The 18,948-nt window shown below is 66.6% G+C and carries 17 protein-coding genes and 1 pseudogene; 8 read left to right on the top strand and 10 right to left on the bottom strand.

What is annotated here, in order from left to right; translation table 11 throughout:
- Positions 1-5: 5 nt before the first annotated feature.
- The 3 genes and pseudogenes from F753_RS46285 to F753_RS46295 form a co-directional block, all read right to left on the bottom strand.
- On the bottom strand, positions 6-347 hold the full coding sequence (locus F753_RS46285) for a hypothetical protein (RefSeq protein WP_014818709.1): 342 nt from the start codon (positions 345-347) through the stop codon (positions 6-8).
- 118 nt (positions 348-465) lie between these two features.
- Positions 466-1,300 (bottom strand): annotated as a pseudogene (gene mutM, locus F753_RS46290) (bifunctional DNA-formamidopyrimidine glycosylase/DNA-(apurinic or apyrimidinic site) lyase).
- Between the two features lie 57 nt (positions 1,301-1,357).
- Positions 1,358-2,224, bottom strand: coding sequence for an HDOD domain-containing protein (locus tag F753_RS46295; RefSeq protein ID WP_014818707.1), 867 nt, complete (start codon positions 2,222-2,224; stop codon positions 1,358-1,360).
- A gap of 129 nt (positions 2,225-2,353) precedes the next feature.
- On the opposite strand from F753_RS46295, the gene F753_RS46300 reads away from it, so the two are divergent.
- Both F753_RS46300 and F753_RS46305 read left to right on the top strand, forming a co-directional pair.
- Entirely contained in the window at positions 2,354-2,893 is a 540-nt protein-coding gene (locus tag F753_RS46300) for a type 1 glutamine amidotransferase domain-containing protein (RefSeq protein ID WP_023446912.1), read from the top strand.
- Between the two features lie 101 nt (positions 2,894-2,994).
- Entirely contained in the window at positions 2,995-4,191 is a 1,197-nt protein-coding gene (locus tag F753_RS46305) for a class I SAM-dependent rRNA methyltransferase (RefSeq protein WP_023446913.1), read from the top strand.
- A 76-nt stretch (positions 4,192-4,267) separates the two neighbouring features.
- Here the strand turns inward: F753_RS46305 and F753_RS46310 are convergent, their stop codons facing one another.
- Entirely contained in the window at positions 4,268-5,116 is an 849-nt protein-coding gene (locus F753_RS46310; RefSeq protein WP_023446914.1) for a poly(ethylene terephthalate) hydrolase family protein, read from the bottom strand.
- Between the two features lie 498 nt (positions 5,117-5,614).
- Here F753_RS46310 and ilvD point away from each other — a divergent pair, with 498 nt between their 5' ends.
- A complete protein-coding gene (ilvD, locus tag F753_RS46315) occupies positions 5,615-7,453 on the top strand; it encodes a dihydroxy-acid dehydratase (protein ID WP_023446915.1) in 1,839 nt (612 codons plus the stop codon).
- A gap of 67 nt (positions 7,454-7,520) precedes the next feature.
- Here the strand turns inward: ilvD and F753_RS46320 are convergent, their stop codons facing one another.
- Together F753_RS46320 and F753_RS46325 are read right to left on the bottom strand one after the other, a co-directional pair.
- Positions 7,521-9,254, bottom strand: a complete 1,734-nt coding sequence (locus F753_RS46320; RefSeq protein ID WP_023446916.1) for a DUF4153 domain-containing protein — start codon at positions 9,252-9,254, stop codon at positions 7,521-7,523.
- A gap of 98 nt (positions 9,255-9,352) precedes the next feature.
- Positions 9,353-10,471, bottom strand: a complete 1,119-nt coding sequence (locus F753_RS46325) for an NAD(P)/FAD-dependent oxidoreductase (protein WP_023446917.1) — start codon at positions 10,469-10,471, stop codon at positions 9,353-9,355.
- 97 nt (positions 10,472-10,568) lie between these two features.
- On the opposite strand from F753_RS46325, the gene F753_RS46330 reads away from it, so the two are divergent.
- On the top strand, positions 10,569-11,024 hold the full coding sequence (locus F753_RS46330; RefSeq protein ID WP_023446918.1) for a metallophosphoesterase family protein: 456 nt from the start codon (positions 10,569-10,571) through the stop codon (positions 11,022-11,024).
- Here F753_RS46330 and F753_RS46335 read toward each other — a convergent pair.
- Both F753_RS46335 and F753_RS46340 read right to left on the bottom strand, forming a co-directional pair.
- On the bottom strand, positions 11,017-11,664 hold the full coding sequence (locus F753_RS46335) for a YitT family protein (RefSeq protein ID WP_014818699.1): 648 nt from the start codon (positions 11,662-11,664) through the stop codon (positions 11,017-11,019). The two genes, F753_RS46330 and F753_RS46335, sit on opposite strands and share 8 nt — an antisense overlap.
- 87 nt (positions 11,665-11,751) lie before the next feature.
- Positions 11,752-12,270, bottom strand: a complete 519-nt coding sequence (locus tag F753_RS46340; protein WP_031298386.1) for a dihydrofolate reductase — start codon at positions 12,268-12,270, stop codon at positions 11,752-11,754.
- A gap of 149 nt (positions 12,271-12,419) precedes the next feature.
- On the opposite strand from F753_RS46340, the gene F753_RS46345 reads away from it, so the two are divergent.
- The 3 genes from F753_RS46345 to F753_RS46355 all read left to right on the top strand — a co-directional run bounded on the left by F753_RS46345 (position 12,420) and on the right by F753_RS46355 (position 16,388).
- On the top strand, positions 12,420-13,535 hold the full coding sequence (locus F753_RS46345) for a glycerophosphodiester phosphodiesterase (protein ID WP_023446920.1): 1,116 nt from the start codon (positions 12,420-12,422) through the stop codon (positions 13,533-13,535).
- Between the two features lie 92 nt (positions 13,536-13,627).
- Entirely contained in the window at positions 13,628-15,022 is a 1,395-nt protein-coding gene (locus tag F753_RS46350; RefSeq protein WP_023446921.1) for a DUF2868 domain-containing protein, read from the top strand.
- Positions 15,015-16,388: a DUF3482 domain-containing protein gene (locus tag F753_RS46355; RefSeq protein ID WP_023446922.1), complete on the top strand. Its 1,374-nt coding sequence runs from the start codon at positions 15,015-15,017 to the stop codon at positions 16,386-16,388. Before F753_RS46350 ends, F753_RS46355 begins: the two co-directional genes overlap by 8 nt.
- A 30-nt stretch (positions 16,389-16,418) precedes the next feature.
- On the opposite strand, the gene F753_RS46360 is transcribed toward F753_RS46355, so the two are convergent.
- Positions 16,419-17,330: a DMT family transporter gene (locus F753_RS46360; RefSeq protein ID WP_031297159.1), complete on the bottom strand. Its 912-nt coding sequence runs from the start codon at positions 17,328-17,330 to the stop codon at positions 16,419-16,421.
- Between the two features lie 88 nt (positions 17,331-17,418).
- On the opposite strand from F753_RS46360, the gene F753_RS46365 reads away from it, so the two are divergent.
- Positions 17,419-18,333, top strand: coding sequence for a LysR family transcriptional regulator (locus F753_RS46365; protein ID WP_023443976.1), 915 nt, complete (start codon positions 17,419-17,421; stop codon positions 18,331-18,333).
- A gap of 118 nt (positions 18,334-18,451) precedes the next feature.
- Here the strand turns inward: F753_RS46365 and phoU are convergent.
- Positions 18,452-18,948, bottom strand: a 497-nt coding sequence (gene phoU / locus F753_RS46370) for a phosphate signaling complex protein PhoU (RefSeq protein WP_023446923.1), incomplete at its 5' end; no start/stop codon positions are given.

The following is an 18,948-nucleotide window of genomic DNA, read 5'->3' on the forward strand; positions in this document are numbered from 1 at the left end:
GCCGATCAACGCTGGGCGTTGTAACCGCTGGTGGTGCAGCCCAGGCAGCGTACGAACGCCGCTTTGCCCGGCTCGACGACCAGCGCCTTGCCAGCCTCGCCGACGTTGCCGCCCAAGGCGGTGAACGGCAGGCTGACAACGAAAACACCGGCGCCGATGGCAGTCGCGGCGATCAGCAGCGGGCGGGCGATGATCAGGTCACCGACCATGGAGTAGGCCTTGGGCGCTTCTACGGAGTACATCGGATCACCACTGGCGTTCTGCGGGACCGACTCCGCATGTGCCGGCAGCGCCAGCAGGCCAGTGGTCAGTGCCAAGACAGCAGCGGTAGAGCGGAACAGATTCATGGTGTGGTCCTTCAGATGTGCGAAACGCGGCAATTTTTAGTTGTGGCGGCCACTATAGCAGTGGCCGGGGCACGCTGAGCGTGAACGCCGTCAACGCATGCACAGTTCCGCCAGCCGCTCAACGCTGGCAGCGAGCGCAATACACGCTGGCGCGCTGACCGAGGCGAATCTCACGCAGCGTGCCGCCGCAGTTCTTGCAGAATTCGCCGGCCCGCCCGTAGACGAACAGCTCCTGTTGAAAATAGCCGGGCTTGCCATCGCCGCCGACGAAATCGCGCAAGGTCGTGCCGCCACGCTCGATGGCCATCGCCAGTATCCGCCGGATTTCCTCGCCCAGTTTCAGGTAACGCGCTCGCGAGATGCTCCCGGCCGGCCGCCGCGGATCGATCCCGGCGGCGAACAGTGCCTCGCTCGCATAGATGTTGCCGACGCCCACCACTACCGCGTTGTCCATGATGAACGGCTTGACCGCCATGCTGCGCCCACGCGACAGCCTATACAGACGGTCACCGTCGAAATCCTCGCCGAGCGGCTCGGGCCCGAGACTGGCGAGCAACACATGGGCGAGCGGCTCGTGGCTCCAGAGCATCGCGCCGAAGCGCCGCGGATCGGTGTAGCGCAGCGCCTGGCCGGACTCCAGCAGGATATCGACGTGCTCGTGCTTGGCCGCCGGCAATGCCGCGTCAACCAGACGCAGGCTTCCGGACATGCCCAGATGAACGATCAGCGTGCCGCTCTCGGCCTTGATCAGCAGGTATTTGGCGCGACGCTCGACGGCTTGGATGCGTTGGCCGGACAGACGCACATCGAGGTCTTCCGGGATCGGCCAGCGCAACCGCCGGTCACGCACCAGCACGCGGCTGACACGCTGACCAACAAGGTATGGCTCCATACCACGGCGGGGGGGTTTGGATACCACGGCGGGTAGTTTCGACTTCGGGAAGTTCGGGCATGGCGGGACGTTGGATACAGCGAAGGGATGCCGACCTTAGCAGGCCGGCGCCGGGCCGTCAGCCCACGCCAAGCTCGCGGATGCTTTCCTTGAGGCAGACGAAATCGTATTCCGACAGCCCGACGTACTCGAGCACCAGCTGCGACACGCTGTCCCACTCGTGATCGTCCGGCTGCGCGCCGAGCACCCGATGACAGGCGCAGATGTGCTCGGCCATCTTGAGGATCGCCAGCAGCGTCTTGATCGGCGCGTCGCGCCCCGAGTCGTCGGCGAACAGCGACAGCGCGTTATGGTGATTGGCGATGGCATCGCACAGGTGCAGCGGCAGGTTCCACGATTTGGCGGTGAAGTAGCCGACCACCGCATGGTTGGTGCTGAGCACGCGATTCTCGATATCGACGATGCGCTGGCCGTCTCCGGTGCTGGCGTAGGCCTCTTCCAGCACACTCATGTAGCCGGGGAAGCGCTTGAGCATCAGCGGGATGCCGCAATTGTGGAACAGCCCGAGGGTGTAGGCCTCGTCCGGCGACTGGTAGCCGATGCGCTTGGCCAGGGTCAGGCAGGCCATGGCCACGTCCTGCGCGCTGTCCCAGAAGCGGCTGAGCGTGACGATGGTCTCGTCGCTCATCTCGCCCTTGATCGACTGCGCATTGATCAGGTTGATCACCGAATTGCAGCCCAGCAGGTTCACCGCCTGCTGGATGGAAGCGATGCGGTTGGCCAGACCGAAATGCGGCGAGTTGACCAGCTTGAGCAGCGCCCCCGAAAGCCCCGGGTCCTGACTGATCAGCCGGGCGATGGCTTTCAGATCGGGCACCGGCATGACCTGCTCCATCTGCAGGTCGACCATGATCTGCGGTTGCGGCGGCACGCTGATGCCTTGCAGCACCCGGCGGATCTGTTCGGCGGAGAGTTCAACGGCCATGAGGGGGACGCTCGACTAGAAGGCAAAGTGCCATCGGCACGAAAAGGCGAACTTTGGCTGAGATGCGGGTCCCATTTCAAGTGACTCGCATTCGGCGAGCGTTACCGACAGACAGACGGAGGCATGCTCATGACCCAATCCCTCAACGGCAAGCGCGTGGCAATCCTGGTGACCGACGGCTTCGAGCAGGTCGAGCTGACCGGCCCGCAGGAGGCGCTGGAAAAGGCCGGTGCGACCGCTCAGATCGTCTCCGCCAAGAATGGCGAAGTGACCGGCTGGAACCACACCACCCCGGCCAGCAAGTTTCATGTGGACAAGACCTTCGACGACCTCGATATGAATGACTATGACGCCGTGCTGCTGCCCGGCGGGGTGGTCAACTCCGACACCATTCGCACCGACGAAACCGCACAAAAGCTGGTACGCGACGCCGCCGCGGCGAACAAGCCGATCGCGGTGATCTGTCACGGCGGCTGGCTGCTGATCTCGGCCGGACTGGTCAAGAGCAAGCGCATGACCAGCTGGCCGTCGCTTACCGACGACCTGAAGAACGCCGGCGCCGATTGGGTGGACCAGGAGGTGGTGGTGGACGGTCAACTGATCAGCAGCCGCAAGCCCGATGACATCCCAGCGTTCAGCCAGGCGCTGATTCAAGCCCTGTCCGCCTGACCGGTGATGCGTGGCGGGCGCTGCGAGGAATTTCCGGCAGCGCCGGCGCGCGTGGCCTGCCGCTCGTTTAGAATGCCCGTCTTTTTCCCGGAGCCCCGCCGATGACCCTGCCCAGCCTGCGCCTCAAAGCCAATGCCGATCGCCGCCTGCGCGCCGGCCATCTGTGGGTCTACAGCAACGAGGTGGACACCGCGGCCACGCCGCTGGCGGGCTTCGTTGCCGGGGATCAGGCCGTGCTCGAAGCCGCCGGCGGCAAGCCGCTGGGCATCGTCGGGGTATCGCCGAACAACCTGATCTGTGCGCGCCTGCTGTCACGCGATCTCAAGCACAGCCTGGATAAGTCATTGCTGGTGCACCGCATTCAGGTCGCCCTATCGCTGCGTGATCGCCTGTTCGATCAGCCGTGCTACCGCCTGATCTATGGCGATTCCGATCTTCTGCCGGGCCTGGTGGTGGATCGCTTCCACGACCATCTGGTGGTGCAGCTGGCGTCGGCCACCATGGAGCGCAACAAGGATGCCGTGCTGGAGGCGCTGGTGCAGGTGCTCAAGCCGCGCGGCGTGCTGTGGAAAAACGACTCCAGCGCCCGCGATGCCGAAGGCCTGGAGCGTTACGTCGATACGGCGTTCGGCGTGGTGCCGGAGTGGGTCGCGCTGGAAGAGAACGGCGTGAAGTTCGAGGCGCCGGTGCTGCAGGGCCAGAAGACCGGCTGGTTCTACGACCACCGCATGAATCGCGCGCGCCTGGCGCCCTACGTGAAGGGCAAGCGCGTACTCGATCTGTTCAGCTACATCGGCGGCTGGGGCGTGCAGGCGGCGGCCTTCGGTGCCAGCGAGGTGTTCTGCGTCGACGCCTCGGCTTTCGCCCTGGATGGCGTGGAGCGCAACGCCGCACTCAACGGCGTGGCGGAGAAGATGACCTGCGTCGAGGGTGATGCCTTCGAGGCGATGAAGGAACTGAAGAACGCCGAGGAACGCTTCGACGTGGTCATCACCGACCCGCCGGCCTTCATCAAGCGCAAGAAGGACATCAAGAACGGCGAGGCCGCCTACCGCCGCCTCAACGAAGCCGCGATGCGCCTGCTCAACAAGGACGGCATTCTGGTCAGCGCCAGCTGCTCCATGCACCTGGAAGAAGATCACCTGCAGAACATCCTGCTCGGCAGCGCGCGCCATCTGGACCGCAATATCCAGCTGCTCGAACGCGGCGCCCAGGGCCCGGATCATCCGGTGCATCCGGCGATCCCGGAAACCCGCTACATCAAGAGCCTGACCTGCCGCATCCTGCCCAACAGCTGAGGGGCGGCACGCGCGCCTACCGTATCGCCATGAAACCTTCGCCCGGCAGTGCGGGCGAAGGTTTCAACGTGCGGTGCTACTCGATGCCCTTGCGCTGATCGCTCCACAACAGGCTGGTGCACAACCCACAGAAACGTCCGTAGAAGGTGCCACGCGCACTCTCGTCGTCCATCAGGTGATAACGGAACCAGGCCGTCGTCGGTCCGCGATAGGCCCCGCCATCACCCACTGGCTCGAAGTGGCTGACATAGCGCCTTTCCCCCCAGAAGATCGGCACATTGGCGCGGGTATAGACCGGCTGCGCATTCAGATAGGGGATGGCGATCGTGTCGGCACCGCCGGACATCAGGAACATCGGCCCGCGCTGATTGCGCTGCGACGACGAGTCATGGCCAAGACCGATGGTGTACGGCTGGATCGGCGCGGTGACCTTCACGCGATCATCCTGCCCGGCCATGATCGAGCCACCGCCACCCTGGGAATGGCCCGATGTGGCGACGCGTCCGGTGTTCAACACGCCGACGTAGGTGCCGTAGGTGCGATTGCTTTCCTGTACCAGGTAATCGAGGCAGGCCAGCATGTCGCGCCCGGTGCCGGCATTCGAGGTTTCCGCCGCGGCCACCACGAAGCCATGGCTGGCCCAGTGGGTCAGCAGCCCTGAATAAGTCGTCGGCCCGGTGCCGGTACCATTGCCCCAGAGGATGACCGGATGCCTGACGCCATCCTGGCCCAGCGTGCGTGGCCGGTAGATGCGGCAGCTCGGCCCTTCGCTCTGACTGGTGACGGCGTAGGGGCCGGAATTGTCGAAGCTCGAAACCGAGGGGAATGGCGCTCCGGGTGTGTCCGGCAGGGGTGCGGCGACGGCGGTTGCGGATAGGGCCACCAGAGCAGCGGCGCTCAGGTATAGACGTGTGAATTTGTGCATCTGCATTCCTCGTTCTTATCGTTGGTATAAGGACGCCTCGCCCATCATCGGCTGCCCGCTACTCCGCAGAACGCGCACCCATGGCGAGGCGACCGCTCGCTGGCCAGCGGCAAGACAAGGTGCAGTCACCAGCGAAACGGTCGGGTTTGGACTCTAGCGAGCGATCCTCGACCTGCCAGTCAAGGGGACCGGCGGTCATACGCCGAAAAAGGCGGCCGATGCGCAGGCCTCACGCCCTATCCAGCCGCTCCGGGCCGCTGGCATGCGGGATAGCGCAGGACCGGCAATCGTCCCGCCTGGCCCGGCTGCCGGAACGTGCGTAGAATCGGTGATATCTCGCCATTCACCACACGGCGGACTCTGAGCCCAGGCCCTACGAGCGTCTACCCGCCTCGACCCGGCCCCTTCCGAACGCACGGTCATCCTCCGTTGCATCCGGCACAGGCGTTGCTCACCATACGCAAACCTCCGATTACCTGATCAGCCGCAGGAACCGTCATGCCTGATTACCGCTCGAAAACCTCCACGCACGGCCGCAACATGGCCGGCGCCCGCGCGCTGTGGCGCGCCACCGGCATGAAGGATGAAGACTTCAAGAAGCCGATCATCGCCATCGCCAACTCCTTCACCCAGTTCGTGCCCGGCCACGTGCACCTGAAAGACCTGGGCCAGCTGGTCGCTCGCGAGATCGAAAAGGCCGGCGGCGTCGCCAAGGAATTCAACACCATCGCAGTCGATGACGGCATCGCCATGGGCCACGATGGCATGCTCTATTCGCTGCCTTCGCGCGAGATCATCGCCGATTCGGTGGAGTACATGGTTAATGCGCATTGCGCCGACGCCATCGTCTGCATCTCCAACTGCGACAAGATCACCCCCGGCATGCTGATGGCCGCCCTGCGCCTGAACATCCCGGTGGTGTTCGTTTCAGGCGGTCCGATGGAAGCCGGCAAGACCAAGCTGGCCAGCCACGGCCTGGACCTGGTCGACGCCATGGTTATCGCGGCCGATGAAAGCGCCTCGGACGAGAAGGTCGCCGAATACGAGCGCAGTGCCTGCCCGACCTGCGGCAGCTGCTCCGGCATGTTCACTGCCAACTCGATGAACTGCCTGGCCGAAGCCTTAGGGCTAGCCCTGCCCGGCAACGGCTCGACCCTCGCTACGCACAGCGACCGCGAACAGCTGTTCCTGCGCGCCGGCCGCACCATCGTAGAGCTGTGCCAGCGCTATTACGGCGAGGGCGACGAATCAGTCCTGCCGCGCAACATCGCCAGCCGCCGCGCGTTCGAAAACGCCATGACGCTCGATATCGCCATGGGTGGCTCGACCAACACCATCCTGCACCTGCTGGCCGCAGCTCAGGAAGCCGAGGTCGATTTCGACCTGCGCGCCATCGACGCCCTGTCACGCAAGGTGCCGCAGCTGTGCAAGGTCGCGCCGAACATCCAGAAGTACCACATGGAAGACGTGCACCGCGCCGGCGGCATTTTCTCCATCCTTGGCGAACTGGCTCGCGGCGGCCTGCTGCACACCGACGTGCCCACCGTGCATAGCCGGACGCTCGCCGAAGGCATCGCCCAATGGGACATCACCCAGACCCAGGACGAAGCGGTGCACACCTTCTTCAAGGCAGGCCCGGCGGGCATCCCGACGCAGACTGCATTCAGCCAGTCGACCCGCTGGGACACCCTGGACCTGGACCGCGCCGAAGGCTGCATTCGCAGCGTCGAGCATGCCTATTCCCAGGAAGGCGGCCTGGCCGTGCTCTACGGCAACATCGCGCTCGATGGCTGCGTGGTGAAAACCGCTGGCGTGGATGAATCCATCCACGTCTTCGAAGGCACCGCCAAGATCTTCGAAAGCCAGGACAGCGCCGTGAAGGGCATCCTCAATGACGAAGTGAAGGCTGGCGACATCGTCATCATTCGCTACGAAGGCCCGAAGGGCGGCCCGGGCATGCAGGAAATGCTCTACCCGACCTCGTACCTGAAGTCCAAGGGACTGGGCAAGGATTGTGCCTTGCTCACCGACGGCCGCTTCTCCGGCGGCACGTCGGGCCTGTCCATCGGCCACGCCTCGCCGGAAGCGGCTGCGGGCGGCGCCATCGGGCTGGTGCAGGACGGCGACAAGGTGCTGATCGACATCCCCAACCGCAGCATCCAGCTGCAGGTCAGCGATGAAGAACTGTCCCACCGCCGCATCGAGCAGGACAAGAAAGGCTGGAAGCCCGCCCAGCCACGCACCCGTAAGGTGACGACGGCGCTCAAGGCCTACGCCCTGCTCGCCACCAGCGCCGACAAGGGTGCGGTGCGCAACAAGGCGATGCTGGACGGCTGATCGCCAGGCTTGCTCGCTGTAAATGAAAAGCCCGACCTTCGCGTCGGGCTTTTTCATGCTCAGCAGACTATTCGGTAATCGCCGGTTCCAGACGGATGCCGTCGATTTCCAGCGCCTTGAAGCGCGGCGCTACCACCTGCAAAGCGCCACGCTCGATCTGCTGCTTGAGGGTCTCGCCGTCGAGGGTTTGCTGATCGGTCGTGCGAAGGTGCCCGATCCATCGCCAAGTACCGGTATCGCCACGCCCCAGCACCGTCACGATCCGCTGCCGCGCACCGCGTAGCAGCAGCACCTCGGGCTGGCTGTCGTCATCCAGATCGACGGCAAACAGGGCGCAGTCCCCGTCACAGCCCTGGGTCGCGATGGCCTGTGACAACGCGCCACCGGCATCCTCGAGAGGCTCGCCGATCCAGGGCACAGGTGCGGTGTTGGCCATGTCGTGCTCGTGTCGCCAGTTCCAGTAGCTGTCGGCCTTGTCCAGTCGCTGCAGGTCTGCCTGCAGTTGCTCCCGTCGCGCGTCTGCGAGACCAGGCTCGGCCACGCGTTGGCGCAGCTTTTCGAGATGGTCGCGACCGGGTTGCCCCAGCTGGAAGCGCAGCGCACCTAGATCGGTGCGTTCTGTCGGTACCTGCTCTTCGAGCAGGCGCTGGTACTGGTTGGCCGCGCTGAGCTGCAACGGGCTCAGCGGCGGCAGATGCATGAGCAGCAACAGTGCCACCGAAACCAGCGCCAGCAGCGGATTGCTCTGGCGCAGGCCGGCCAGCCATCCATCCCGCCGTTGCAGCACCGCTGCCATCAGCGCCAGCGCATGCAGCAGGGCAACCAGCGTCGCACCGACCGCCACCACCCGATCAGGCGTGAGCCCGTACTGGCCGATCCGCAGCCAGAGCGCGTAAATCGCAAGACCTGCCAGAAGCGGCAGGCACAGGGAGCTGGCGTCGACCAGCACGCGCAGCGCTCGCGGGTAATGCACCGCTTGCCGGCCATCCTGAATGACGCCGTTGAGCAGCGCGACATGGGCGAACACCATGGCCAGCAGGATCGGCGTCGCGTGGCGGGTCTCCCACAATGGCTGCAGGCCGGTAAAAGGCAGGCAGACCACGAACAGCAGCAGGATCAGCACCGTCAGCGGCAGCAGGAAGCGACACATGGCCTGCAGCACATTGCGCAGCGCATCGACCACCTGGCCGCGCTCCAGCCCGATCCACAGCCCGATGGCGACAACCGTCGCGCTGGCGATCCAGATAAAGCCGGAGGACTCGAACAGCGTTGCGAAAATCCTGATGCCGACCAGCTTGAACAGGCCGGCCCAGAGCCAGATCAGCAACCAGAACGCCGCCAGCATCAGCAGCGCCATGAACAGCAGCAGCCCGTTGTTGATGGCATGCCGATACAGCGCGGCGTAGTCGACACGCCAGCGATGATTGGCATCCCGCGCCTGGATGAAGGGTGTCAGCACATAAGCCACGATCAGGTTGCTCCAGAGCAGCAGCGTGCCGACGGATTCACCCAGGTAATACCAGCGCGGCTGGTCGAACTGCAGTGCGAGACCGCCCGCCAGCACGGCCGGCAACAGGGCTGCGGCAAGGACCAGGCGCCAGCGCCCGGCCGCGCGCAGATCGCCCCAGAGCAGCTGCACCTGCCAGCCGCCAATCACCGTGAAGGCCAGCAGTGCCGAGCACAGCACGCGCCAGCCAGCAGCGTGCGGCCACGCCTCGCTGGCCGCCCAGAGCGCCAAACCCTGGAGCAATCCGACCGCCAGATAGACTTTCAGCGGTCGAGCTTCGCCTGTCTGTTCCATGCACATTCCTTTTGCCGGTGATTGCGCCGTCCGATCGCGGCGGGTTGCAGTGTGCTACCCGCCCGGACGGGCCGCAACGCAGGTGCGACAGCGCGTGATCAGGTCGCCAATGGCTCAGGGTCGAGCAGCCCGCATACGTGTTCGGCAATCGCCAGACAGGCGGTCAGTCCCGGCGATTCGATGCCGAACAGGTTCACCAGGCCGGCGATGCCGTGCTGCGCCGGGCCATCGATGCGAAAGTCCGCGGCCGCCTCGCCGGGCCCGCTGATCTTCGGGCGGATGCCGGTGTAGGCCGGTTGCAGCGAATCGTCCGGCAGCCCCGGCCAGTAACGGCGGATCGCCGCGTAGAAGCCATTGGCCCGCTCCGGCTCGATGCGGTAGTCCAGGTCCTCGACCCACTGCACATCCGGGCCGAAACGCGCCTGACCCGCCAAGTCCAGGGTCAGGTGCACGCCAAGCCCGCCGGGTTCCGGAAGCGGATAGACCAGATGGCCAAACGGTGTGCGCCCGGCCAGGCTGAAATAACTGCCCTTGGCAAAGTACTGCCGCGGCCGCGCCACCGGGTCCAACCCCACGGTGTTCGCGGCGAGGATGGGCGCGCCATGCCCGGCGCAGTTCACCACGGTGCGGGCCAGCAGCTGCAGCGGATCGGCGCCGCCCACCTCGACCTGCAAGCCTTCGCTGCCAGCCGTGATCGCCGTTACCGACGCGTTCAGCGCCAGCACCGCGCCGTGGCGCTCGGCATCGCCCAGCAGTGCCAGCATCAGCGCGTGGCTGTCGATGATGCCGGTGCTTGGCGAAAGCAGCCCAGCCACCGCATGTAGCTGCGGTTCCAGCGCCAGCACCTCGTGGCCATCCAGACGCTGCAGATCGTCGACCCCATTGGCCTGCGCGTGCCGCTGCAATTGCTCCAGCGCAGCGATCTGGGCCTCGTCGGTGGCAACGATCAGCTTGCCGCAGCGGCGATAGGCCACGCCATGGCTGTCGCAGAAACCGTAGAGCTGGCGGCGCCCGGCGACGCACAGCCGGCCTTTGAGCGAGCCCTGCGGGTAGTAGATGCCAGCGTGGATGACTTCGCTGTTGCGCGCGCTGGTAGCGGTGCCGAAGGCCGCTTCGGCTTCCAGTATCAGCACCTCGCGGCCGGCCAGCGCCAGCGTGCGTGCCACCGCCAGCCCGACCACTCCCGCACCCACCACCACGCAATCCACTCGATCCATGCCAGACTCCTCGACCCGAGGGTCCCAAGCCTGCCGCAACCACAGCGGCCGGCCAAGGGTCGGATGTCCTAACGATGTCTTTTCAAGGAAAACCGGTATGCGCATCGGCCTGATCTCCGACACCCACGGCCTGCTCCGCCCTGAGGCGTTGGCGGCGCTGCAGGGTTGCGCGCAGATCATTCACGCCGGCGATATCGGCAAACCGCAGGTGCTCGATGGGCTGCGCGCCATCGCGCCGCTGGAGGCGATTCGCGGCAATATCGATACGGCTGACTGGGCGCTAGAGCTGCCCGAGCGACTGGATCTGCGCATCGGCGGTCTCACCCTGCACGTGCTGCACGACCTCAAGCAGATGGATATCGATCCGCTCGCCGCCGGCATCGACGTGGTGATCGCCGGCCACTCGCACAAACCGAAGGTCGAGCGGCGCGACGGCGTGCTCTACATCAACCCGGGCAGCGCCGGTCCGCGACGCTTCAGCCTGCCGATCAGCCTGGCGCTGCTGGAGTTGAACGACGGTGATGCACAGGTCGAGCTGATCAGCCTCAGCTGACGCCCATGTAGCGATCGGCGCGGTGATTGATCGCCAGCACCAGATTCAGCGCCACGGCGCCGAGTACCGACAGCAGCACCTTGTCCGCCGGCACGACGAACACCGCGGCCATGACGATCAGCGCGTCGATACCCATCTGGAAGGTGCCGGCGCGCAGGCCGAAACGCTCCTGCAGGAACAGCGCGAGGATGTTCACCCCACCAAGACTGGCGCGATGGCGGAACAGGATCAGCAGGCCGATGCCGATGGCGAACCCGCCGAACACCGCGGCGTAGACCACATTCAGCTCGGCGAAGCGCACCCATTGCGGGGTCAGTTCGGCGAACAGCGAGACCAGCCCCACCGCGCAGACGGTGCGCAGGGTGAACTGCCAGCCCATGCGCCAGATCGCCAGCGCGTAGAACGGCAGGTTGAGCAGGAAGAACACTGGGCCGAACGACCAGCCGGCCAGGTACTTGAGCAGGAACGCCAGCCCAACGGTGCCGCCGGTGAGCAGCCCGGCATGGCTGTAGAAGGCAATGCCAAGGGCGACCAGCGCGGTGCCGGTAAGCAGCGCCAGACCATCCTCCCACAGCGGGTGGCGGACGAAGATCGCGGCAACGCGCTCGGCTTCCGGGGCGTCGGATTTGTCAGGTTGCATGAGATTTCTCGTTACGACAGCGACGGGCCAGCATAGAAGCTGCGGCCCGCGAAAGATTTGGCGCCGATCAAGCGAAGAGGGTGCCGGTCAGCTCTGTTTTTGCCAGGTTTCGAAACGGTAGCCTGGTGCCTCGCCCTCAGCCGGATGTGGCTGGCTTTCGACGCACTGCCACTCAGCCTCGTCGAAGGCCGGAAAGAATGCATCGCCTTCGGGAGACGCATCGATACGCGTGAGGTACAGCCGCTGCGCCTGCCCCAGCGCCTGGGCGTACAGCTGCGCACCGCCGATCAGCATCAGCTCGTCGACGCCCTGCTCACGCGCCCACTGCTCGGCACGCACCAGCGCGGCATCCAGGTCGGTGAAGGTTTCCGCGCCGTCGAGCTGCAGATCCGCCTGGCGACTGACCACTAGGTTGAGCCGCCCCGGCAGCGGACGGCCGAGCGAATCCCAGGTCTTGCGGCCCATGATGATCGGTTTGCCGAGGGTCATGGCCTTGAAATGCTTGAGATCGGCGGGCAGGGGCCAGGGCATGCGGTTGTCGAGGCCGATCACGCGGTTCTGCGCGAGGGCGGCAATCATGGCGAGGGGAAGGCGGGTCTGATTCATGGCGGCGAGAATAGCAGAGCGATGCGGCTTGCCGAAGCTGCCAGCCGTTCGTCGGCTTCATCGCTTTGCAATACAAGCGGCGCAGCAGCGTCAAAGTCCGGTCATGCAAGTGCCTCAGGCTGTGACATCCAAACCGAGGAGATGCCGAAATGGCCCGCAAGACCACCGCTCCCCTTCGCCGCTGGCTCACCGCCTGCACCCTGCTGCTTCCACTGGCCGGCTTCGCTGCGGCGGATGAACACACCGCGAAACACCAGGCCGCGCGCGCCGAGCCGACCCCGCTGGTGATCGCCCACCGCGGCGCCAGCGGCTACCTGCCTGAGCACACCCTGGCCGCCTATGCGCTGGCCGTTTTCCAGGGCGCCGACTATATCGAGCCGGACCTGGTGATGACCCGCGACGGCCAGATCGTCGCCCGACACGACAACGAACTGGGCCTGACCACCGACGTCTCGCAGCGCCCCGAGTTTGCCGATCGCAAGCGCACCCAGCAGGTCGATGGCGCGACCCTTACCGGCTGGTTCAGCGAAGACTTCACCCTCGCCGAACTGAAGACCCTGCGCGCCATCGAGCGCATCCCGGATATTCGCCCAGGTAACGCACGCCTCGACGGCAGCCTGGAAATCCCGACCCTGCAGGAGATCATCGACCTGGTGAAAACCCTGCAGCTCAGTCAGGGCCGGCGCATCGGCCTGTACCCGGAAACCAAGCATCCGACACACTTCCAGCAGCTCGGCCTGGCGATGGAAAAGCCGCTGGTGCGCATCCTCACCCGCAACGGCTACGTCGGGCGGCAGGCGCCGGTGTATATCCAGTCGTTCGAAGTGGACAACCTCAAGACCCTCAGCCGCCTGACCCAGCTGCGCCTGGTGCAGCTGTTCAGCTCCGGCCAGCCGTACGACCAGCAGGTGCGCGGCAGCAAGCTGACCTATGCGCAGATGGCCACGCCGGCCGGGCTCAAGGACATCTCCCGCTACGCCGCCGGCGTCGGTCCGGAGAAGAGCTACATCATCCCGCGTGATGCCAACGGCAACCTCGGCACGCCGACCGGCTTCGTCGCCGCCGCCCACGCCGTGGGCCTCAAGGTCCACCCCTACACCTTCCGCGCGGAAAACGCCTTCCTGCCGGCCAACCTGCGCAGCAGCGACCAGCGCCATGAGCGCGGCGACAGCGAAACGGAGATTCGCGCCTTCCTCGACGCCGGTATCGATGGGCTGTTCATCGACCAGCCGGACATCGCCGTGCGCCTGCGCAACGCCGACTGAGGGCCCCAGCGGGGAGCCACAACGGCTCCCCGTTTTCCCGTTCCCCACGGCAGCGGTTATCCTCAAGGCACGACCCGCCAGCGAGATGCCGTGTGATAGCCCGCCCCGCCCCTGATCTCGATACGCTCGACCGTCTCTGGCTTACCGAAGCCGTGCGCCTGCGCGAAGAACATGCCGGGCCGCTGGACGACGACGAAGCCAACCGCCAGGCCCGTGCCCAAGGCGGTGATCTCCCCGTGCTGATCGAGCAGCGTGCACTCTGGCTGGCGCGCCGTGACGGGCTGGTCGAAGCGCTCCTGCACTGGCGCCAGGGCGCACGGCTGGGTGGGTTCGCGCTGGCGCTGCTCGCGGTCTTCACCGGCGCCGGCCTGGCCTTCGCTGCACTGGGCGACGGGCAGCGACCGGTCAATGTGTTCTGGGCGCTGGGCAGCCTGCTCGGGCTGAACCTGCTGACCCTGCTCGGCTGGCTGCTCGGCCTGCTCTTCGCTGGCGACAGCGGCGGTGCGCTGGGGCGGCTGTGGCTCTGGCTGAGCGAAAAGCTCGCCCGCAACGCCCGCGCCGCGCAACTGGCACCAGCGCTGCTGAGCGTATTGCACCAGCACCGGCTCGGTCGCTGGCTGCTGGGTGTCGGCGTGCATGGCCTGTGGCTGCTGGCGATGGGCAGCGCGCTGCTGACATTACTGGCGCTACTGGCTACGCGGCGCTATGGCTTCGTCTGGGAGACCACCATTCTCGGTGAAAGCGCCTTCGTCGGCCTGACCCAGGCCCTGGGCGCGCTGCCGGCACTGCTCGGTTTCAGCGTGCCGGATGCCGGGCAGATCCGCGCCAGCGGCGCACTCGGCGGTGATCTGGAAGGTGCCCGCCAGCTCTGGGCCGGCTGGCTGGTTGGCGTGCTGCTGATCTATGGAGTGCTGCCGCGGCTATTGCTGGCGGGGTTCAGCCTGTGGCGCTGGCGCCGCGGCCGTGCCGCGTTGAAGCTCGACCTGAACCTGCCGGCCTATCGTCTGCTCCGCGAACGCCTGCAGCCGCCGAGTGAGCGGCTAGGCATCAGTGATGCGGCACCGGCCCTGCTGCACGCGCCGAGCGCCGGCGCTCAGCTCGACGGCAGCGAGGGCGCCGTACTGGTGGCCATCGAGCTGGACGGCAGTCGCCCCTGGCCACCGGCTCTGTCCAAGGGCATCGCCGATGCCGGCATCCTCGACGACCGCGAGGGGCGCCGGCGCCTGCTCGATCAGCTCACCCGCTTTCCACCGGCGCGCCTGGCCATCGCCTGTGACCCCCGACGCTCGCCGGATCGCGGCACCCTGGCGCTGATCGGCGAGCTGTCGCGCTGCGCCGCAGCCACTCGCGTCTGGCTGCTGCAGGCGCCGCCGGGCGAGGCGCTGGACAGCGCGCGTCTGGATGACTGGCACCAGGCACTGGACAGCCTTGGCCTTCCCCACTCAAGCGCTGCGCCTCTGGGCTGGCTGGAGAGCGGACATGACTGAAGCCCTGAAGCTCGCCGTGGTCGGCCATACCAATGTCGGCAAGACCTCGCTGCTGCGCACCCTGACCCGTGATGCAGGCTTCGGCGAGGTTTCGCACCGTCCCAGCACCACCCGCCATGTCGAAGGCGCACGGCTGTCGGTGGACGGCGAGGCGCTGCTGGAGTTGTACGACACCCCCGGCCTGGAAGATGCCATCGCCCTGCTCGATTACCTGGAACGCGTGGAGCGGCCCGGCGAACGCCTCGACGGCCCGGCGCGAACCGCACGCTTTCTCGACGGCAGCGAGGCGCGCCAGCGCTTCGAGCAGGAAGCCAAGGTGCTGCGCCAGCTGCTCGCCAGCGATGCCGGGCTCTACGTGATCGATGCCCGCGAGCCGGTACTGGCCAAGTACAAGGACGAGCTGGCGGTACTCGCCGGCTGCGGCAAGCCGCTGCTGCCGGTGCTCAACTTCGTCGCCCAGCCCGGCCATCGCGAGGAGGAATGGCGTCAGGCGCTGGCCCGCCTCGGCCTGCATGCGCTGGTGCGCTTCGACAGCGTGGCGCCGCCCGTGGACGGCGAGCGCCGGCTGTACGAGAGCCTGGCGCTGCTGCTGGAACAGGCGCGGCCCAAGCTGCAGCGGCTGATCGAGGACCATGAAGCCCAGGCCGCGGCGCGCCTGGTCAGCGGCCAGCGGCTGATCGCCGAGCTGCTGGTGGACGTCGCCGCCTGCCGACGCAGCGTGGCCGCACAGCCGGAGCTGGAGCGCGGCGCCATACGTGAATTGCACGACGCCGTGCGTGGCCGCGAACAGCGCTGCGTCGAATCCCTGCTGCGCCTGTATGCCTTCCGCAAGGAGCAGGCGGCAGCCAGCGACCTGCCACTGCTCGACGGCCGCTGGGGCGACGACCTGTTCAATCCGGAAACACTCAAGCAGCTGGGCGTGAAGATCGGCAGTGGTATGGCCGCAGGCGCGGCCGCCGGTGCCGGAGTCGATCTGATGGTCGGTGGCATCACCCTCGGCGCGGCGGCACTGCTCGGCGCCCTTGCCGGCGGCGGCGCGCAGACCGCGCGGCACTATGGCAATCGCCTACTGGGCAAATTAAAGGGCCAGCGTGAACTGAGCGTCGATGACGCCGTGCTGCGCCTGCTCGCCCTGCGACAGCGCCAACTGCTCGCCGTGCTCGCCACCCGAGGGCACGCTGCCACGGAAGCGATCCGCCTGGCCACTCCGCAGGATCAGGGCTGGCGCGAGGGCAAGCTGCCCGAAGCCCTACAACGCTGTCGCGCGCATCCGGAGTGGTCCTCGCTCAACCCCGGCGCCCGCCTGCAGGACGGCGAGCGCCAGGCGGCGCTGGATGAGCTGCAGGCCGAACTGCGACAGAGCTGACCGGTCTGCAGGCCCCGCCGTGCGTACGCGCTAGGCACGGATCGGCGCACCATCGCCAGCCGCGCTCGGCGCGGGCTGGCGGCCGATGCCCAGGGTGCACAGCGTTGCCAGCATGATCAGCGACCCACCCGCCCAACCCATCGGCCCCAACCGCTCACCCAGCCAGAGACCGGCGATTATCGCGCCGAACAGCGGTTCGGAGCCCATCAGCAGCGACACCCGCGTTGCACTGCTGCGCCCCAGCGCGCGGTTCTGCGCGAACATGGCGAACAGCGTGGCGAACAGCACCAGATACAGCATGGCGAACCAGAAGCCCGGCTCCACTGGCAGCGCCGGCAGTCCGCCCGGCAGCGACACGCCGAGCAGGATGCAGCCCGCCGCAACGACTCCGCTCTGCACCGCGGTCAGCGCCAGTGCCGGGATTTCCCGGCCGGCCGTCAATCGCCGGGTCAGGCAGACCAGCACCGCGCGCAGCAACGCGGCGGCCAGCATCAGCGCATCGCCGAGATTGAGCGACAGCTGCGGGCCGCCGGTCAGCAGCCAGACGCCCGCCAGCGACATCGCGCAGGCTAGGAACAGCGTGTTGTGCGGCCGCTGGCGCAGCAGCAGCCATTCCATGAACGGCGTGATCACTACGCACAGGCTGATCAAGAAGGCGGCATTGCTGGCGCTGGTCAGCATCACGCCCCAGGTCTCGCAGAGAAAGATCGCCAGCATCACCAGCCCCAGCGGCAGACCGGGGCGCAGCGCCCGGCGGCCGACCCCGCGCAGTTGCGGCAGCAACAGGACGAAGGTCAGGCCGAAGCGAATCGCCAGGAAACCCAGCACCGGATAGAACAGCAGCGCCTGCTTGGCCACTGCATAGCTGCTGCCCCAGATCAGCGCCACCATCAGCAGCATGCCATCGGCCAGCCACAGCCCCTGTCTCAACGTGCCTTTCATGTTCGAATCCCCGCACCAATCAGGCGCTGATTGTCGGGCCCGCCGCCACGGTCGATAATCCAGCGAAACAGCACAGGACCTGTTCCGCATGGGAACGAATGACAGCACAGCTCTGCTGCCCTACATGGCCGTGTTCGTGCGGGTGGTCGAGGCCGGCAGCTTCTCCGGCGCCGCGCGGCGGCTGGGCAGCACACCGTCGGCGGTAAGCCGCCAGGTGGCCCGGCTGGAGCAGGCTCTGGCACTGCGCCTGCTGGAACGCACGACGCGCCAGCTGCGGCTGAACGAGGCCGGGGCGGAGTTCTACCAGCATTGCCGGGATATGCTCGATGCGGCCGACGCGGCCGTCGCCATCGGCGAACGGCTGATGCGCAGCCCAGGCGGGCTGGTGCGCCTGAGCGTACCCAAGGCCTATGGCAAGTTCGTCGTCGGGCCGTTGATGCCGGCCTTTCTGCAGCGCTACCCCGAGGTCGATGTGCAGCTGCGGATCAGCGACCAGAGCCCGGACCTGATCGAGGACGGCTTCGACCTGCTGGTACTGGTCACCGACAACCCACCCGAAGGCCTGGCCGGCAAGCCACTCGGACCGGTACGCCAGCTGCTCTGCGCCAGCCCCGAATACCTGCAGCGTCACGGCGAGCCGCAACATCCGCAGGACCTGCTGCGCCATAGCTGTCTGTATCTGGGAGAAACGGCGGGAGACAATCGCTGGCACCTGCGCCGCGGGGAGCAGCAGGAGACGGTGACGGTGCGCGGTCGCTACATCAGCAACCACAGCGAGGCGCGGCTGCTGGTGGCGCTGGAACACCTGGGCATCACCTGCCTGCCACACTTCACCGCGGCCCAGGCGCTGGCTGAGGGTCGTTTGCGCGAAGTGCTGCCGCAGTGGCGCTACACCGGTTCATACCAGGGCGCGGCCTGGCTGCTGTGGCGGCAGAATCATCATCTGCCACCGAAGACGCGGGCACTGATCGACTATCTGAGCGAGGCGCTGATCCGCACCTGAGCGGCATCCGTGCGGGCGAACCGATGCAGGTGGATGGGTCGAGCCTCAACGCCAGCGGCGGCTCTGTCCGCAGATTTTGGCGCCGGGCGGACATCGCTGCCCGCCCCGCGACCGCGAATCAGCGCTCCTTCGAGCCTTCCACTTCCTCGGCCATGCGCGCCAGGCCCAGGTGGCGCACGTCGGTGCCGCGCACCAGGTAGATCACCAGTTCGGCGATGTTGCGTGCGTGGTCGCCGATGCGTTCCAGCGAGCGCAGCGCCCAGATCACGCTGAGCACGCGGGAGATCGAGCGCGGGTCTTCCATCATGTAGGTGACCAGTTCGCGCAGCGCGGTCTTGTATTCGCGGTCGACGGTCTTGTCGTACTGCGCCACCGACAGCGCGAGGTCGGCATCGAAGCGGGCAAAGGCGTCGAGCGCTTCCTGCACCATCTTGCGTACCTGGTCGCCGATGTGGCGCACCTCGACATAGCCCTTGGGCGACTCGCCTTCCTCGCACAGCTGGATGGCGCGGCGGGCGATCTTGGTCGCCTCGTCACCGATGCGCTCAAGGTCGATCACCGACTTGGAAATGCTGATGATCAGGCGCAGATCGGAGGCTGCCGGCTGACGGCGGG

It is taken from the genome of Stutzerimonas chloritidismutans AW-1 (genome assembly GCF_000495915.1).
Classification (GTDB): domain Bacteria; phylum Pseudomonadota; class Gammaproteobacteria; order Pseudomonadales; family Pseudomonadaceae; genus Stutzerimonas; species Stutzerimonas chloritidismutans.

Coding starts and splice junctions, on each gene's coding strand:
- F753_RS46285 (WP_014818709.1), bottom strand. CDS start 347: ATGAATCTGTTCCGCTCTACCGCTGCTGTCTTGGCACTGACCACTGGC.
- F753_RS46295 (WP_014818707.1), bottom strand. CDS start 2,224: ATGGCCGTTGAACTCTCCGCCGAACAGATCCGCCGGGTGCTGCAAGGC.
- F753_RS46300 (WP_023446912.1), top strand. CDS start 2,354: ATGACCCAATCCCTCAACGGCAAGCGCGTGGCAATCCTGGTGACCGAC.
- F753_RS46305 (WP_023446913.1), top strand. CDS start 2,995: ATGACCCTGCCCAGCCTGCGCCTCAAAGCCAATGCCGATCGCCGCCTG.
- F753_RS46310 (WP_023446914.1), bottom strand. CDS start 5,116: ATGCACAAATTCACACGTCTATACCTGAGCGCCGCTGCTCTGGTGGCC.
- ilvD (WP_023446915.1), top strand. CDS start 5,615: ATGCCTGATTACCGCTCGAAAACCTCCACGCACGGCCGCAACATGGCC.
- F753_RS46320 (WP_023446916.1), bottom strand. CDS start 9,254: ATGGAACAGACAGGCGAAGCTCGACCGCTGAAAGTCTATCTGGCGGTC.
- F753_RS46325 (WP_023446917.1), bottom strand. CDS start 10,471: ATGGATCGAGTGGATTGCGTGGTGGTGGGTGCGGGAGTGGTCGGGCTG.
- F753_RS46330 (WP_023446918.1), top strand. CDS start 10,569: ATGCGCATCGGCCTGATCTCCGACACCCACGGCCTGCTCCGCCCTGAG.
- F753_RS46335 (WP_014818699.1), bottom strand. CDS start 11,664: ATGCAACCTGACAAATCCGACGCCCCGGAAGCCGAGCGCGTTGCCGCG.
- F753_RS46340 (WP_031298386.1), bottom strand. CDS start 12,270: ATGAATCAGACCCGCCTTCCCCTCGCCATGATTGCCGCCCTCGCGCAG.
- F753_RS46345 (WP_023446920.1), top strand. CDS start 12,420: ATGGCCCGCAAGACCACCGCTCCCCTTCGCCGCTGGCTCACCGCCTGC.
- F753_RS46355 (WP_023446922.1), top strand. CDS start 15,015: ATGACTGAAGCCCTGAAGCTCGCCGTGGTCGGCCATACCAATGTCGGC.
- F753_RS46360 (WP_031297159.1), bottom strand. CDS start 17,330: ATGAAAGGCACGTTGAGACAGGGGCTGTGGCTGGCCGATGGCATGCTG.
- F753_RS46365 (WP_023443976.1), top strand. CDS start 17,419: ATGGGAACGAATGACAGCACAGCTCTGCTGCCCTACATGGCCGTGTTC.